At 70.0% G+C, this 13,887-nt stretch carries 17 protein-coding genes and 3 tRNA genes; 15 read left to right on the forward strand and 5 right to left on the reverse strand.

The window, feature by feature from the left end; translation table 11 throughout:
* Positions 1 to 81 precede the first annotated feature (81 nt).
* Positions 82 to 699 (forward strand): copper resistance CopC family protein, encoded by a 618-nt coding sequence (locus MWM45_RS01350; protein ID WP_247827807.1) that lies wholly within the window; start codon positions 82 to 84, stop codon positions 697 to 699.
* 54 nt (positions 700 to 753) lie between these two features.
* Here the strand turns inward: MWM45_RS01350 and MWM45_RS01355 are convergent, their stop codons facing one another.
* Positions 754 to 1,398, reverse strand: coding sequence for an FAD-dependent monooxygenase (locus MWM45_RS01355; protein ID WP_247827808.1), 645 nt, complete (start codon positions 1,396 to 1,398; stop codon positions 754 to 756).
* 255 nt (positions 1,399 to 1,653) lie between these two features.
* Between MWM45_RS01355 and MWM45_RS01360 the strand changes: the two genes are divergently transcribed.
* Complete coding sequence (locus MWM45_RS01360; RefSeq protein WP_247827809.1) at positions 1,654 to 2,673, forward strand: universal stress protein; 1,020 nt, start codon at positions 1,654 to 1,656, stop codon at positions 2,671 to 2,673.
* A gap of 33 nt (positions 2,674 to 2,706) precedes the next feature.
* On the opposite strand, the gene MWM45_RS01365 is transcribed toward MWM45_RS01360, so the two are convergent.
* Complete coding sequence (locus MWM45_RS01365) at positions 2,707 to 3,078, reverse strand: metallopeptidase family protein (RefSeq protein ID WP_331375167.1); 372 nt, start codon at positions 3,076 to 3,078, stop codon at positions 2,707 to 2,709.
* Between the two features lie 146 nt (positions 3,079 to 3,224).
* On the opposite strand from MWM45_RS01365, the gene MWM45_RS01370 reads away from it, so the two are divergent.
* The 13 genes from MWM45_RS01370 to MWM45_RS01430 all read left to right on the forward strand — a co-directional run bounded on the left by MWM45_RS01370 (position 3,225) and on the right by MWM45_RS01430 (position 11,291).
* A tRNA-Glu gene (locus tag MWM45_RS01370) sits at positions 3,225 to 3,297 on the forward strand.
* A gap of 100 nt (positions 3,298 to 3,397) precedes the next feature.
* Positions 3,398 to 3,471 (forward strand) — tRNA-Asp (locus tag MWM45_RS01375).
* 71 nt (positions 3,472 to 3,542) lie between these two features.
* A tRNA-Phe gene (locus MWM45_RS01380) sits at positions 3,543 to 3,615 on the forward strand.
* 235 nt (positions 3,616 to 3,850) lie between these two features.
* Positions 3,851 to 4,318, forward strand: coding sequence for a hypothetical protein (locus MWM45_RS01385; protein ID WP_247827810.1), 468 nt, complete (start codon positions 3,851 to 3,853; stop codon positions 4,316 to 4,318).
* A gap of 61 nt (positions 4,319 to 4,379) precedes the next feature.
* A complete protein-coding gene (locus MWM45_RS01390; RefSeq protein ID WP_247827811.1) occupies positions 4,380 to 4,838 on the forward strand; it encodes an Asp23/Gls24 family envelope stress response protein in 459 nt (152 codons plus the stop codon).
* A gap of 7 nt (positions 4,839 to 4,845) precedes the next feature.
* A complete protein-coding gene (locus MWM45_RS01395; protein WP_043443064.1) occupies positions 4,846 to 5,037 on the forward strand; it encodes a DUF2273 domain-containing protein in 192 nt (63 codons plus the stop codon).
* A 35-nt stretch (positions 5,038 to 5,072) separates the two neighbouring features.
* A complete protein-coding gene (locus MWM45_RS01400; protein WP_418909780.1) occupies positions 5,073 to 5,462 on the forward strand; it encodes a hypothetical protein in 390 nt (129 codons plus the stop codon).
* The gene (locus MWM45_RS01405; RefSeq protein WP_247827812.1) at positions 5,459 to 6,061 is read left to right on the forward strand and encodes a DUF6286 domain-containing protein; all 603 of its coding nucleotides are present in this window, start codon (positions 5,459 to 5,461) and stop codon (positions 6,059 to 6,061) included. The genes MWM45_RS01400 and MWM45_RS01405 overlap by 4 nt, the downstream gene beginning before the upstream one ends.
* Positions 6,058 to 6,693: a hypothetical protein gene (locus tag MWM45_RS01410; protein ID WP_247827813.1), complete on the forward strand. Its 636-nt coding sequence runs from the start codon at positions 6,058 to 6,060 to the stop codon at positions 6,691 to 6,693. Before MWM45_RS01405 ends, MWM45_RS01410 begins: the two co-directional genes overlap by 4 nt.
* Before the next feature lie 180 nt (positions 6,694 to 6,873).
* Positions 6,874 to 8,226 carry an ABC transporter substrate-binding protein gene (locus MWM45_RS01415; protein ID WP_247827814.1) on the forward strand — a complete coding sequence of 451 codons (1,353 nt, stop codon included), beginning with the start codon at positions 6,874 to 6,876 and terminating at the stop codon, positions 8,224 to 8,226.
* Between the two features lie 201 nt (positions 8,227 to 8,427).
* Positions 8,428 to 9,318: a carbohydrate ABC transporter permease gene (locus tag MWM45_RS01420; protein ID WP_418909781.1), complete on the forward strand. Its 891-nt coding sequence runs from the start codon at positions 8,428 to 8,430 to the stop codon at positions 9,316 to 9,318.
* Positions 9,315 to 10,277, forward strand: coding sequence for a carbohydrate ABC transporter permease (locus tag MWM45_RS01425; RefSeq protein ID WP_247827816.1), 963 nt, complete (start codon positions 9,315 to 9,317; stop codon positions 10,275 to 10,277). Before MWM45_RS01420 ends, MWM45_RS01425 begins: the two co-directional genes overlap by 4 nt.
* A 3-nt stretch (positions 10,278 to 10,280) precedes the next feature.
* Positions 10,281 to 11,291 carry a LacI family DNA-binding transcriptional regulator gene (locus MWM45_RS01430; RefSeq protein WP_247827817.1) on the forward strand — a complete coding sequence of 337 codons (1,011 nt, stop codon included), beginning with the start codon at positions 10,281 to 10,283 and terminating at the stop codon, positions 11,289 to 11,291.
* A gap of 90 nt (positions 11,292 to 11,381) precedes the next feature.
* On the opposite strand, the gene MWM45_RS01435 is transcribed toward MWM45_RS01430, so the two are convergent.
* Genes MWM45_RS01435 through nadE form a run of 3 tightly spaced genes read right to left on the reverse strand, consistent with a single transcriptional unit; the run spans position 11,382 to position 13,887 of the window.
* A complete protein-coding gene (locus MWM45_RS01435; RefSeq protein WP_247829295.1) occupies positions 11,382 to 12,221 on the reverse strand; it encodes a DUF8083 family protein in 840 nt (279 codons plus the stop codon).
* A gap of 5 nt (positions 12,222 to 12,226) precedes the next feature.
* Complete coding sequence (locus MWM45_RS01440; protein WP_247827818.1) at positions 12,227 to 13,036, reverse strand: exodeoxyribonuclease III; 810 nt, start codon at positions 13,034 to 13,036, stop codon at positions 12,227 to 12,229.
* Positions 13,037 to 13,062: 26 nt separating this feature from the next.
* Entirely contained in the window at positions 13,063 to 13,887 is an 825-nt protein-coding gene (nadE, locus tag MWM45_RS01445; protein ID WP_247827819.1) for an ammonia-dependent NAD(+) synthetase, read from the reverse strand.

Genomic DNA, 13,887 nt, shown 5'->3' on the forward strand with positions numbered 1-13,887 from the left:
TCCGGGCCCCCTTCGTGACGGACGCCGACGGGGAGGCCGGTGTCCCAGCGCCCCGTCAGGGACGGCACGTAGGGTGGAGCCATGGCTGCCATCCTCCTCCCGTCCTCCCGGTCCTCGGCGCCCGTCCGCCGTCGGGCCGGTCCGGCCCTCGCGGCGTTCGTCCCTGCCGTCCTGCTCGCGCTCGTCGTGCTCCTGGGCGCCGGCGGGGCCGCGGGTGCGCATGACGAACTGACCGGCAGCAGCCCCGCCGAGGGTGCCACGGTGGACGTGCTGCCGCCGAGCCTCGAACTCAGCTTCTCCAGCGTCCCGTCCGGGATCGGAGCGCAGATCCAGGTGCTGGACGGATCCGGGACCGACTGGGCGGACGGCCCCACCGAGATCGTCGACCGCTCGGCCACCCAGCCGCTGCGCCCGGGTGCTCCCGCGGGCGAGTACACCGTCAACTGGCGCGTGGTCAGCTCGGACTCCCATCCCATCGAGGGGTCCTTCGCCTTCACCACGCAGGAGGGCGGGACCACGGTGCCGGACGCCGCGACGACGGCCGGTCCCCTGGACACGCAGGACGATCCGACGGACGAGGCCCAGCAGGCCGGCGCGAGCGACGTCCCCTGGAGCATCATCCTGATGATCGCGGCGCTCGTGGCCGTCGCCGTCGTGCTCGCGGTCACGGCGCGGAAGCGGCTCGGCTCCGACACGTAGGTGCCGACAGGCACGCGCCCCACCGTCGTCGGGCCTGCAGCGGGAAGGTCGGGCCTACAGCGGGGAGATCGCCGCACGCGGCGGCGCGATGCGGTTCAGCGCGGACGGGCCCTGCTCCACGATGGCGTCGCTGACCAGCTTCGCCTGGCGGATGATCTCCCGCGTGGAGGGCGTCAGCAGCTCGCCGACTCCCACGAGGTACAGGCCGATCGCGCGCAGGGTGTCCTTGAAGTCGCGGCCGATCGCGATGTCCATCGAGCGCAGGAACCTGCGCAGCTCGTTCTGGGGGAACTTCGTGAGGACCACGTGGTCGGCGAGGAGGACCCCGTCCGCCGTCTGGACCGCCCACTTCTTGCGGCCCACCGGGGTCTTGATGAGTTGGGGGTGGCCGATGATGCAGAGCTGCTCGGCCACGGTGGTCTGGCGGACGTCGATGTGGTGGGCGGTCGCGTAGCCGCGCAGGAGCCGCATCAGTTCGGTGCGCTCCGAGAGCGAGACGGAGTCCGTCATGACGGTACGCAGGGGGCCGGAGTCGAAGCACTCGAGACTCTCGACGACGATCGCGTCGATGCCCCGACGGCTGAGTTCGCTGGCGACGGCGAGGCCTGACAGCCCGGAACCGATGACCACGGTGCTCGTCTGCTCCGCCGTGGCAGGCGCAGATGCGGAGCGGACCGGGTCAAGCGGCAAGGAATCCACCGGGCTACCTCCACACGAAGTTTGAATTCCGCACGGCCCGGCGCCTCTTCCGGACCGTGCGGACCCCTGGGCGCGAACGGTCCGACCAGGAGCACTGCGTGCGGGGTATCCGACCTGCAAGGCAGGGCCCCGCGACGGGTCATTGCAGCCTATATAACATTTGGGACCGTGGATAGACCGATCCTCCCGGGGTGCGCTACAAATGGTGGACCGGCCGCTTTCGGCGGTCAGAGGTGCGACCGAGGGAGGCCTGCCGTGAGCAGCGAGAACACAGAGGGCCTGTCGGAGGGGCTGGTGCAGCACGGGATCGTGGTCGGTGTGGATGGTTCCGACCAGAGCACCTGCGCGCTGCTGTGGGCGGCGCGCGAGGCCGGGCGGCGCAGCGCACCGCTCTACGTGGTGACCGCCTACACCGTGCCGGTCTTCGCGGCGTCGAGCATGGACGCCGGCTACGCCACCGTGGACGACGAGGTCATCCGGGAGGGCGCGCGGGCCGTCCTGGACGAGGCCATGTCCCGGCTGGAGGGCATGGCGCTGGAGGTGCATCCGCGGATCGAGACGGGCGACGCCGCCGGCGTGCTCCTCGATCTCTCGGAGGAGGCCGAGCTGATGGTGGTGGGATCGCGCGGCCGGGGCGGGTTCGTCGGCCGGCTGCTCGGCTCCGTGAGCAGCGCCCTGCCTGCCCATGCCAAGTGCCCGACGGTGGTCATCCCCGTCTGCACCGGCGCCCGTCTCGGCCACCCGGAGCTCGGCAGGAGGCAGGGAAAGGACAGGGACGTCCCCGCCGCCACCGTGGAGCCCGTGGTGGTGGTCGGCGTCGACGGGTCGGAGCAGGCCCGCACGGCCTCGCTCGCCGCCGCCGAGGAAGCCCGGTCCAGGGGATTGCCCCTGCGCGTCATCTGCTCCGTGGCCCCGTTCAACGGCTCACTGGCCTGGGTTCCTGCGCCGGTGGACCGGAAGGCGTTGCACGCCGACCTCGCCGTCCAGCTGGCCGCCGGCCGCGACTGGCTCCAGAGCCACTACCCCGACGTCGAGATCACGGTGGACCTCGTGGACGGGCCGCCCGCCGAGGTGCTCATCGAGGCGTCGGCCACGTCGGAACTGCTCGTGGTGGGCACGCGCGGGCGCGGGGGCTTCGCCGGCATGCTCCTCGGATCCACGAGCCAGGGCGTCCTGCACCACGCCCGCGGACCGGTGCTGGTCGTCCCCGACCGGGCGGACCCGCGGCTCGAGGACCGCAGCTCGTTCGGTCCCATGGTGCCCCGGGCCGGCTGACGGACCTTCCCGGCCCGCCCGCTGCCCGGCGCGTCAGCCCCACCCGAGCTGGTGGAGCCGGTCGTCGTCGATCCCGAAATGATGAGCGATCTCGTGGACCACGGTCACCACGATCTCCTCGACGAGCTCCTCCCGGGAGTCGCACAGGCGCATGAGGGGTCCGCGGAAGATGCTGATGCGGTCGGGCAGGGACCCGGCGTCCCACCAGGAGTCCCGTTCGGTCAGGGGCGTGCCCTCGTACAGGCCCAGCAGTTCGGTGTCCGCGGGCTCGCCGGGGTGCGGCTCGTACTCCTCCATCACGAAGATCGCCACGTTGTCCATGGCGCGCGCGAGGTCGTCGGGGATGCGGTCGATCGCGTCGTCGACGGCGTCCTCGAATTCCTCACGCGAGATCTCGAACGGCACGTCCCGATCGTATCGACTCCGCCCGCGGACGGTGATTTTGTGTAAACGGCGATGTGCATCTATAGTTCTATAGGTCCACGACAGGGAATGATCCGCCGGAAATGCTCGTCCTCCGGAAGGTCGCAGGAGCCCGAACTGTGGTTCTGGCCCCCATCGTCTAGTGGCCTAGGACACCGCCCTTTCACGGCGGCGACACGGGTTCGAATCCCGTTGGGGGTACGCACGAGGCGCCCTCACGGGCGGTCAACCGGAGCGAAAAGTGCTGGTAGGCTGGAACTCTTGCAAAAACAGCAAGTGAAGTCAGTAGTGGAAATTGCAAGGCCCTGTAGCGCAGTTGGTTAGCGCGCCGCCCTGTCACGGCGGAGGTCGCGGGTTCAAGTCCCGTCAGGGTCGCTCAGGCGGCCGGATCCCTTCGGGGAAGCCGGCCGGGCTGGATACGGTGATCATCCGCAAGATGGTTGCAAGGCTCTGTAGCTCAGTTGGTAGAGCGTTCGACTGAAAATCGAAAGGTCACCGGATCGACGCCGGTCGGAGCCACCGCTGAAACCCCGCAGTTCCCCACGGAACGCGGGGTTTTCTCGTATGTCCTCTTCCTCCCAGCCAACGCCGGGGTTCCGCCCGTAGCATGGCGGCGGGGTCACGCCGGTCGTGTCAGCGCCTGTGGTGCGTGGACGTCCTCCCCCGGCCAGATTGCCTGGGGGAACCACGTGGGATAGTTCCGGGGTCACCGCGCGTTGGACCTCCGGCATCGCATCGAGACGAAAGGGCACCAGTGAGACTCCTGCCTTCCGCTGCCGTGCTGTGCCTCCTCGTGCTGGGCCTGACCGGATGCGGTCAGGGTGATCCGGTGCCCACCGAGACCATGCTGACGATGCCGGCCAGCCCGTCCCCGCAGCCCAGCGCCGCCGCACCGCCCGGCGGCGTGGCCGATGCGCAGAGGGCGACGACGGCCCCCGAGGCCTCCGCCCACTGCGTCATCGTCGCCGGCGGCATGACCACCGCCATGCTCGCGCCGCTGACCCTGCTCTCCGGCTCGGACCCCGACGAGCTGCGGGCCCTCGAGCAGCAGATCCTCGACCTGCGTGACAAGGTGCCCGAAGACCTGCACGATGACTTCACCACGCTCGCGCTCTCCGTCGAAGCACCGCCCGAGGGGTCGGGCACCTTCGACGAGGAGGCGTTCCGGCACGCCATGGTCCCGGTCCAGGACTGGCTCGGGCGGCACTGTACGGAGTCCTGATCCGGCGGTCGGGGCGGGCCGTGGCTTAGGCTGGGGCTCAAGCGAAAGGGGCGTTCCTGCGATGATCGACCAACCCACGGGCCGGCAGCTGCCCGTACCCCGGAATGCGGCGACCGGGAGGACCGTGATCGGCGACGCCGCGGCGGTGAAGATCGCCGCCATCGCGGCCCGGACGGTCCCGGGCGTCCACGCGCTGGGCCCCGGCAGCGGACGCGCCCTGGGTGCCATCCGCGACGCCGTCGGAGCCAACGACCTCTCCCACGGCGTCAAGGTGGAGGTCGGCCAGACGCAGCTCGCCGTCGACATCAGCCTCGTCGCCTCCTACGGGTTCGCACTGAACGCGCTGGCCGACGCCGTGCGCGCAGCCGTGTACGAGGCCCTGACCGAGCTCGTCGGCCTCGAGGTCATCGAGGTGAATGTCGAGATCCTCGACGTGCACCTGCCGCCTCCGGCCGAACCGAGGACCATGGAGCGCGTCCACACCACGGGTTCCACCCAGATCCAGCCGCCGGTCGAGTGAGGCATCCATGAAACCCACCCTCGTCGGCATGGCCACCGGAGCCGTGCTCGCCTTCGCGGCGCTCGTCTTCGGCTTCTGGGGCTTCCTCCTCACGTTCGTCCTCGTGCTCTGCGGAGCCGTCGTCGGGCGCATCATCGAGGGCAAGCTCGATCTGCGCGGGGTCGTCGACGCCCTGTCCGGCCGCCGCTCGTCGTCGTGACCGCCGAGTCCGTCCCGGCGCGCCTCCCGAAGCACATCCACCCGGCGACGGCGGTTCCCGGGCGCCCGCCCGGAGTGTTCCTCGCCGGCCACAACCGCATCACCACGCAGGCACTCACCAGTACCGCGCGGGCGGTCGCCGGCGACGTGCTCGGAGTTCCGCCCGCCCAGGTCCGTGCGTCCTTCTCGGATGACCGGGGCCTCCTCGCGCTCCTGCTCGCCCTGCCCCTGCCCGTCCCGCCGCTGGCCCGCGTGGTGCGGGAGCCCGACGTCGTCGGGACGTTCGGTGGCCCGCTGTGGGCGCGCGCGGACGCTGCACGCTCCCCGATCCTCGAGCGGGTCCAGGAGCTCACGGGGACGCGGCTGAGCCGCGTCGACATCCGCATCATCGGCAGCACCGTCACCAGGGGGGCGAGGGTGCTGTGAGTGTCGACCCACCCGACCGGTCGACGCCGTCGAGCACCGCGCGCCTCGTGCGCCGGGAGCTGCACTCCTCCCGCGCCGTGGCGTCGGTGGTGACCGCGGCACTGCTGATCGTCGGCTGCCTCGTCCTGCTGTTCGAGGCCGTCCTGCAGGCCGTGGGGGACGAGCCGTTCCTGGTCGACCTGCACGCTGCGGCGGCGTGGCTGGGTGCCCTGCCCGACGGCGTGCCCGCGTCCCTGCTCGGAGCGGGCTCCGTCCTGCTGCTCGTCGTCGGCTCGCTGCTGGTCCTGCTCGCCGTGTTGCCGGGCAGGCGCGCCCGCTACGCCATCCCCGACGGGCGCGCGGCCGTCGTCGTCGACGCCGAGGTCGTGGCGTCGTCACTCGCCCGCAGGGCGCGGATCGCCGCGGGGGTGGGGCCGGAGCAGGTCCTCGTCACGGTGGGCCGCACGGCGGTCAGGGTGCAGGTCCGGCCGACGTCCGGGATCCCGGTCGACGCGGACGCCGTCCGTGCGGCGGTCGCGGACGACCTCCGGCTCTCGAGTGTCGACCCCGAACCGCGGATCGCCGTCGTCGTCGCGGATTCGGGGGTGATCGGGCAGTGAACACGACACCGCGGGGACTCAACCGCATGGTGCTCGCCGTCGTCGGGCTCCTCGCGTTCGCGGCCGGGGCCGCCGGCCTCGCGCTCCTGACCGTGCCCGCCGTCGCTTCCTGGTGGCGCTCCTCGGCGCCGCGCGTCGGCGAGGCCGTCGACGGCGCCCGGACGCGCACCACGCTCGACGGCCAGGAGGACACCTGGCTGTGGCTGGCACTGGCGGCGGTCCTGCTGCTGCTGATCGTGCTGCTCGTCCTCTGGATCGCCGCGCAGGGGAGGGGACGCACCGGCACCTTCGCGTCCACGGAGGACGCCCGCGGACCCGAGGTCGGCCGGGGCGCCGGGACCCCGGGGACGGTGACGATCACGGCGGCCGCCGCCGAACAGGCGCTCAAGGCCGCGCTCCTGGAACGGCCCGATCTCGCCGCCACCTCCGTCAGCACCTGGGTGGTCCGGGGCGTCCCGGGACTGCACGTCCGGGTGTTCCCCCGCAAGGGCGTCCCCGCCTACGCGGTGGCCGCTGACATCTCCCGCCTCGTCGAGGCCCTGGACCGGGTCACCGGCTACCGCACCCCGGTCCTGATCAGCATCAGATCCGGTGCGCGGGTCCGATTCTCACGGGCCGACCGCGTCGCCTGAGGCGTGAGGCCGGTCACATTTCGGTATCGAAAGCGCTCCGGTGCCGATCATGCTTGTGACGCATCATGTAAGCGCTTACTGTTGCGATACCAATCAGTGAGGCGGAACTTCCTCGGGGTCCTGGCGTGTCCAGCCGCAGCCCGTACGTAGACGTACCGCCAGACAAAGGAGTCTGTTTCAATGGCGAATATTCGCTCACGGAAATTCGTGCTGCCCGTTGCAGCACTCAGTGTTTCCCTCCTCGCACTCGCCGGCTGTGGTTCGGAAGGTTCGGACAGCGCGGGAGGATCGGGTGACGCGGACTGCGCCGCCTACGAGTCCTACGGGACCTTCGAGGACGCCGAGGTCAGCGTCTACTCGACCATCGTCGACATCGAGGCCGAGCGGCTCGAGGAGTCCTGGGCGGACTTCTCCGAGTGCACCGGCGTCGAGGTGGCCTACGAGGGCTCCAAGGAGTTCGAGACGCAGATCGGTGTGCGGGCCCAGGGCGGCACGGCGCCGGACCTCGCGATCTTCCCGCAGCCCGGACTGCTCGCAGCCCAGGCACAGGCCGGGTACCTCAAGCCGGCACCCCAGGAGGTCTCCGATCTCGTCGACGAGGGGTGGTCGGAGGACTGGAAGAACTACGGCACCGTCGACGGCACCTTCTATGCGGCCCCGATGCTCGCCAACGTGAAGGGTTACGTCTGGTACGTTCCCGCCACCTTCGAGGAGAAGGGCTGGGAGGTCCCCACCACCTGGGACGAGATGACCGAACTGACCGAGACGATCGCCGGCGAGGGCGAGATGAAGCCCTGGTGCGCCGGCTTCGAGTCCGGTGAGGCCACGGGGTGGCCGGGTACCGACTGGGTGGAGGACGCCGTCCTGCGCGAGCACGGCCCCGAGGTGTACGACCAGTGGGTCACGCACGAGATCCCGTTCAACGATCCCAGGATCGTCGACTCCTTCGATCGCGTGGGCGACATCCTGAAGAACGACGAGTACGTCAACGGCGGTTTCGGTGACGTCCGTTCGATCCTCTCCACGCCGTTCGCCGAGGCCGGCCAGCCCGTCCTGGACAGCCAGTGCGCGATGCACCACCAGGCGTCCTTCCAGGCCGTGAACTGGCCCGAGGGCACCAACGTCGCCGAGGACGGCGACGTCTGGGCCTTCATGACCCCGCCGATCGACGCGGCCCAGGGTACGGCCATCACGGGCGGTGGCGAACTGATCGGTGCCTACGCGGACCGTCCCGAGGTCCAGGCGCTGCAGGCGTACCTGGCGAGCGCCGAGTTCGCGAACGCCCGCGTCGCCCAGGGTGGTGCGATCAGCGCGAACAAGGGACTGGATCCCGAGCTCGCGCAGTCGGACCTGGACCGCCAGTCCATCGAGTTGCTGCAGGACCCCAACACGGTCTTCCGCTTCGACGGATCCGACCTGATGCCGGGTGCCGTCGGCGCCAACTCCTTCTGGAGCGGCATCGTCAACTGGATCAACGGCTCCTCGACCGAGGAAGTCACCCAGACCGTCGAGGACAGCTGGCCCGCCTCCTAGACAGGTAGCAGCGGGCATCCCCCGGGATGCCCGCCGACCACCGGTGGAACGGGGAGGGCCGCGTCCTGCGGTCCTCCCCGCCCGCCTCCCCATTCACGTTCCGAAAGCACGCCAGGAGGCTGGGCTGTGGAAGAAGTTGCAGACAAAGGTTTACAGGTGGTGGTGGGCCTCGCCGTCTTCGCCGCCATCATCGGGCTCATCATGCTGGTGGTGGACCGGGCCCCCAAGAGCGGGCGTGAGAAGGTCCAGATCGCGGGCTTCCTCGCGCCGGCCCTGATCCTGCTCGCCGTCGGGCTCGTGTTCCCCGCGCTGCAGACCTCGTACCTGTCCCTGACCGGCCGCAACGGCGAATTCGTGGGGCTCGACAACTTCGTCTGGATGTTCACGCAGCCCGAAGCCCTGGTCACCCTGCGCAACACCGTCATCTGGGTTGTCCTGGTCCCCCTGCTGGCATCCTCGATCGGCCTGGCCTACGCGGTGTTCATCGACCGGGCGCGCGGGGAGAAGGCGCTGAAGGCGCTCGTCTTCATGCCCATGGCGATCTCCTTCGTCGGCGCCGGCATCATCTGGCGGTTCGTCTACGCCTACAAGGGCCCCGAGCAGGACCAGATCGGCCTCTTCAACCAGATCCTGGTCTGGTTCGGCCAGGAACCGAAGCAGTTCCTGCTCGATGCACCCGAGAACACCCTGTTCCTGATCGCGGTCATGATCTGGATCCAGACCGGCTTCGCCATGGTGGTCCTGTCCGCGGCCATCAAGGGCATCCCGACCGAGATCGTGGAAGCCGCGCGCCTCGACGGCGCCAGCGCATGGCAGCAGTTCCGCAACATCACCATCCCCACCATCCGCGGTTCGCTGATCGTCGTCGTCACCACCATCACCATCGGCACGTTGAAGGTCTTCGACATCGTGCGGACCATGACCGCAGGACAGTACGAGACGTCCGTGGTCGCCAACGAGATGTACACCCAGGCCTTCCGGGCGGGTGAGCCGGGCCGCGGAGCCGCACTTGCCCTGATCCTCTTCCTGATGGTGCTGCCGGTGGTCGTGTACAACGCCCGGCTCCTCCGCAAGCAGAAGGAAATCCGATGAGCACCCTCCCCCTCGAGAACAAGGACCTCCTGCCGGACGTCAAGGACGACTCCACCGGGGGCCGCCCGACCATGCAGAAGCGGGTCAGGCAACGCCTGACCTCACGCACCGCGACGGCGGCCGCCGTCGTCATCGCCGTCATCTGGACCATCCCGACCTTCGGCCTGTTCATCTCGTCCTTCCGGCCCGAGGACAACATCAAGGGCAACGGCTGGTGGAACGTCTTCACGGACCGCGAGTTCACGCTGGAGAACTACGCGGACGTCCTCAGCCCCGGTGGCAGCCAGTCCCCGAACCTGCTGTCCTACTTCGTCAACTCGCTGGCGATCGTGATCCCCGGGACCATCTTCACGCTGGTCCTCGGGTCCATGGCCGCGTACATGTTCGCCTGGGGGCGCTTCCGCGGCAAGGACGGGCTCTTCATCTTCGTCTTCGCCCTGCAGATCGTGCCCCTGCAGATGGCGCTGATCCCGCTCCTGCAGCTCTTCACCCGGGTCCTGGCGATCGGCGACTTCCAGCTGCTGCCCAGCGGCACCTACGCGCAGCTCTGGGTGGCCCACACCATCTTCGGGCTGCCGCTGGCGATCTTCCTCCTCCACAACTTCATCGCGGAGATCCCGGGAGAGGTGATCGAGGCCGCCCGGGTGGACGGCGCAGGGCACAGCACCATCTTCTGGCGCATCATCGTCCCGCTCGCCACGCCCGCCCTGGCCTCCTTCGGCATCTTCCAGTTCCTGTGGCTGTGGAACGACCTGCTGGTGGCCCTCGTCTTCTCGGGCGGCGGAGCCGACGTAGCCCCCATCACCCAGCGTCTGGCCGAGCTCCAGGGGTCACGCGGCGGTGAGTGGCAGCGACTGACCGCCGGGGCCTTCGTCTCGATGATCATCCCGCTCGCCGTGTTCTTCGGGCTGCAGCGGTACTTCGTGCGGGGCCTGCTGGCCGGTGGCCTGAAGGGCTGACCGGTGACGAGCATCGACGACGTCGCGGCTTCCCTCGGGGTCTCGACGGCCACGGTGTCCCGCGCGCTGCGCGGGCTGCCGGGCGTGGCCGAGGAGACGCGGGAGCGGGTCACCGCTGCGGCGAACAGGCTCGGCTATGTCCCGTCGTCGGCCGCCTCCGGCCTCGCCTCGGGCCGCACCATGGCCATGGGCGTACTCGTCCCGGTGATCGACCGCTGGTACTTCTCGGCCGTGCTGGAGGGCGTGGACCGTCAGCTGCGCGCGGCCGGGTACGACCTCATCCTCTTCAGCCTCGGCGGCGCGGGCGTGAACCGGGACCGGGTGTTCCACCGCTCCATCCTGCGCAAGCGCATCGACGCGCTGCTGGTCATGTGCATGCATCTCACCGAGGACGAGCGGACGGCCGTCCAGCAGCTGGACTACCCCAACATCGTGGTGGGCGGCGCGGTCGAGGGTGTCCGGCACGTCGGGATCGACGACGCCCGCGCGGTACGTGACGCGGTGGAGTACCTGATCGGGCTCGGCCACACGCGGATCGCCCACATGCGGGGCGGCGGGTCCTTCGACATCGACTTCGAAGTGCCGCGCCTCCGCGAGCAGGCCTTCCAGCAGACCATGACGGACCACGGGCTGACGGTGCGCGAGGACTGGTCGGCCTTCGGCGACTTCCGCTTCGCCACCTCCCGCGTATCGGCGCTGGAGCTGCTCGCCGATCCCGCGGACCGGCCGACGGCGGTGTTCTGCTCCTCCGACGAGATGGCGTTCGGCGTGCTGAAGGCCGCGGCGGAGCTCGGCGTCGCCGTCCCGGGCGAGCTGTCCGTGATCGGCATCGACGACCACGAGTTCTCCGAACCCATGGGCCTGACGACCATCCGGCAGGACCCCGAGGACCAGGGCGCCTACGCGGCGGACCTCCTGCTCGGGGAGCTGCTGCGCAACGAGCCGGCGGACTACCCGCCGCCGCGGCCCCACACGCTCGTGGAACGGGAGACCACCGGACCGGTCAGGGCCTGAGGGGGCCCGCCGTCGTCGCGCGGGTCCGCTGCCGCGTGTTCGCGCGGGGTCGGGTGCCGCGGGGTCGGGCGCCGCGCGGTCGCGCGGGGGTCAGGAGGCGCGGGCGAGCTGGCGGATCGGGATCCACCGGGAGGCCAGGCGCCGGTAGGAGGCGGCGGCTCCCATCATGTCGGCCTCGGCCAGGCTCTCGATCCCGAGGCGAACGTCCATCGGGGAGTCGTCCGGGAACACCCGATCGGCGACCGGCCCGTAGTCGACCTCGACGACGGCGTCCCGCCGGAAGATCTCGAGCCACTCGACGATCTCCGTGAGTTCATCGAGCAGGTCCATCTCCGGGGCGCCGACCGCCAGCTGGGCGATCGAGCGGCGCCCGCGGTCGATGCAGTCGCCGATCCGCGCCGTGATCCGGACGGTGCTGACCCGCCCGTCGTCCTCGACGACCTCCGTGAGGTCGTCCTCGTGGATCAGGGCGAACCAGGCGAACGGCACCCCCCAGGTCGCCGAGCGCGTGTAGAGCTTCGCGACCGAGTCGGCGAAGGTGTCCGGGTCCAGGCGGGCCTGGTGCGCCTCACGGGCGATCTCCGGCACGAGGACGTCGATCAGGGGTCCGCGCAGGCTCTGGTCCAGGGATTCGGCGGCGAGCGTGGTGCGGACGGCGAGCTGGTTGGGGCAGTAGTAGGGCGTCGTCGTGCCGTTCAGGCTGGGGAAGTGGGTGACCCGCACGAGGTCGGACTCGTGGTGCGGGAAGGGGTCGGAGACGGTGCGCAGGATGCGCCGCAGCGACTGCTCCTGCTCCATCTCCTCGGTCAGTTCCCGTTCGCGTGCCCGCTGCTCGAGGATCGCGAGCTGCTGTGCGTCGGAGAAGGCGTCCAGGGGCTCGTAGACGCGGAGGTAGGAGACGTACGGGAACGGCCGGAGGATGCGGCCCATGCGGCTCACGGCCCGCTGAGTTCCACGACGACGGGGGCGTGGTCCGAGGCACCCTTGCCCTTGCGCTCTTCCCGGTCCACGAAGGCGTCGGTCGTGCGGGCGGCCAGGGCGGGGGAGCCGAGGACGAAGTCGATGCGCATGCCCTCCTTCTTCGGGAAGCGGAGCTGCTTGTAGTCCCAGTAGGTGTACAGGCCGGGCCCGGGGGTGAAGGGGCGCGCGAGGTCGGCGAAGCCGGAGTCGAGGAAGGCCTGGAACGCGGCGCGCTCGGCCGGGCTGACGTGGGTGTAGCCGCCGTCGACGAACAGGTCGATGTCCCAGACGTCGTCGTCCTGCGGTGCGATGTTCCAGTCGCCCATGAGGGCGATCTGCGCGTCGGGGTCCTCGGCGATCCACTGCTGCGCATGCCCGCGGAGGGTGTTCAGCCAGTCGATCTTGTACGGCATGTGCGGGTCGTCGAGCGCCCGCCCGTTCGGGACGTACAGGCTCCAGACCCGCACCCCGCCACACGTCGCGGCGATGGCCCGGGCCTCCTGCACCTCGTCCGCTCCCGGCTTGCCGAAGGCGGGCTGGCCGGGGAAGGTCCGCTCGACGTCGTCGAGGCCCACACGGGAGGCGATGGCGACGCCGTTCCACTGGCTCAGGCCGAAATGCGCCACCTCGAAGCCGCTGTTCTCGAACAGTTCCCAGGGGAAGTTCTCGTCCTTGCACTTCGTCTCCTGGATGGCCAGGACGTCGACGTCGGACCTGTTCAGCCAGGCTTCGACGCGGTCGGCGCGGGCACGGAGGGAGTTGACGTTCCAAGTGGCGATCTTCACGCCCCCTACGTTACCAACGGCGCTGTTTACTCCCGCCACCACGAGTCGAAGATGGTGACCGGTACCGCGCGCTTGTGGCGTGTGGTCCAGTAGCGGTGTTCGATCGCCTTCGCGGCATCGTCGTCGACCTCGCGGCCCTCGAGGTAGTCGTCGATCTGCTCGTACGTGAGGCCGAGTTCGTGCTCGTCGGCGCGGCCGGGCAGCTCGTCCAGCAGGTCCGCCGTCGGGATCTTGTCGTAGAGCGCAGCCGGTGCCCCGAGTTCCTTCAGGAGGGCTCGGTTCTGGCGCTTGTCGAGCCCGAACAGGGGCAGGACGTCGGCCCCGCCGTCCCCGAACTTGGTGAAGAAGCCCGTGACCGACTCGGCGCCGTGATCCGTGCCGACGACCAGCAGGTTGTGCTGCCCGGCGATGGCGTACTGCGCCATCATGCGCGCGCGGGCCTTCGTGTTGCCCTTGGTGAAGTCCGAGATGCGCTCACCGGTGGTCTCCGAGTACTCCTGCTGGATGCCGTCCACGGCGGGAGCCACGTTGAACACCTTCGAGGTGCGCGGCTGGATGAAGGCGAGGGCCGCCTGCGCGTCCTCCTCGTCCTTCTGGACGTTGTAGGGCAGGCGCATGGCGATGAAATCGGCATCCGCCCCCTCGGACCGCAGTTCGTCGACGGCGAGCTGGGCGAGCCTGCCCGCCAGGGTGGAGTCGAGCCCGCCGCTGATGCCGAGGACGAACCCGCGTGTGCCTGTGGACCTGACGTAGTCCTTCAGGAAGCCGACCCTGCTGCGGACTTCCGCCGCCGGGTCGATGACGGGCTTGACGCCCATTTCCTCGATGATCCGTGCCTGGAGTTCATGCAT

The sequence above is a fragment of the Arthrobacter antioxidans genome, from assembly GCF_023100725.1.
Lineage (GTDB): Bacteria > Actinomycetota > Actinomycetes > Actinomycetales > Micrococcaceae > Arthrobacter_D > Arthrobacter_D antioxidans.

Coding starts and splice junctions, on each gene's coding strand:
- MWM45_RS01350 (WP_247827807.1), top strand. CDS start 82: ATGGCTGCCATCCTCCTCCCGTCCTCCCGGTCCTCGGCGCCCGTCCGC.
- MWM45_RS01390 (WP_247827811.1), top strand. CDS start 4,380: ATGATCGACCAACCCACGGGCCGGCAGCTGCCCGTACCCCGGAATGCG.
- MWM45_RS01395 (WP_043443064.1), top strand. CDS start 4,846: ATGAAACCCACCCTCGTCGGCATGGCCACCGGAGCCGTGCTCGCCTTC.
- MWM45_RS01415 (WP_247827814.1), top strand. CDS start 6,874: ATGGCGAATATTCGCTCACGGAAATTCGTGCTGCCCGTTGCAGCACTC.
- MWM45_RS01420 (WP_418909781.1), top strand. CDS start 8,428: ATGCTGGTGGTGGACCGGGCCCCCAAGAGCGGGCGTGAGAAGGTCCAG.
- MWM45_RS01425 (WP_247827816.1), top strand. CDS start 9,315: ATGAGCACCCTCCCCCTCGAGAACAAGGACCTCCTGCCGGACGTCAAG.
- MWM45_RS01435 (WP_247829295.1), bottom strand. CDS start 12,221: ATGGGCCGCATCCTCCGGCCGTTCCCGTACGTCTCCTACCTCCGCGTC.
- nadE (WP_247827819.1), bottom strand. CDS start 13,887: ATGCATGAACTCCAGGCACGGATCATCGAGGAAATGGGCGTCAAGCCC.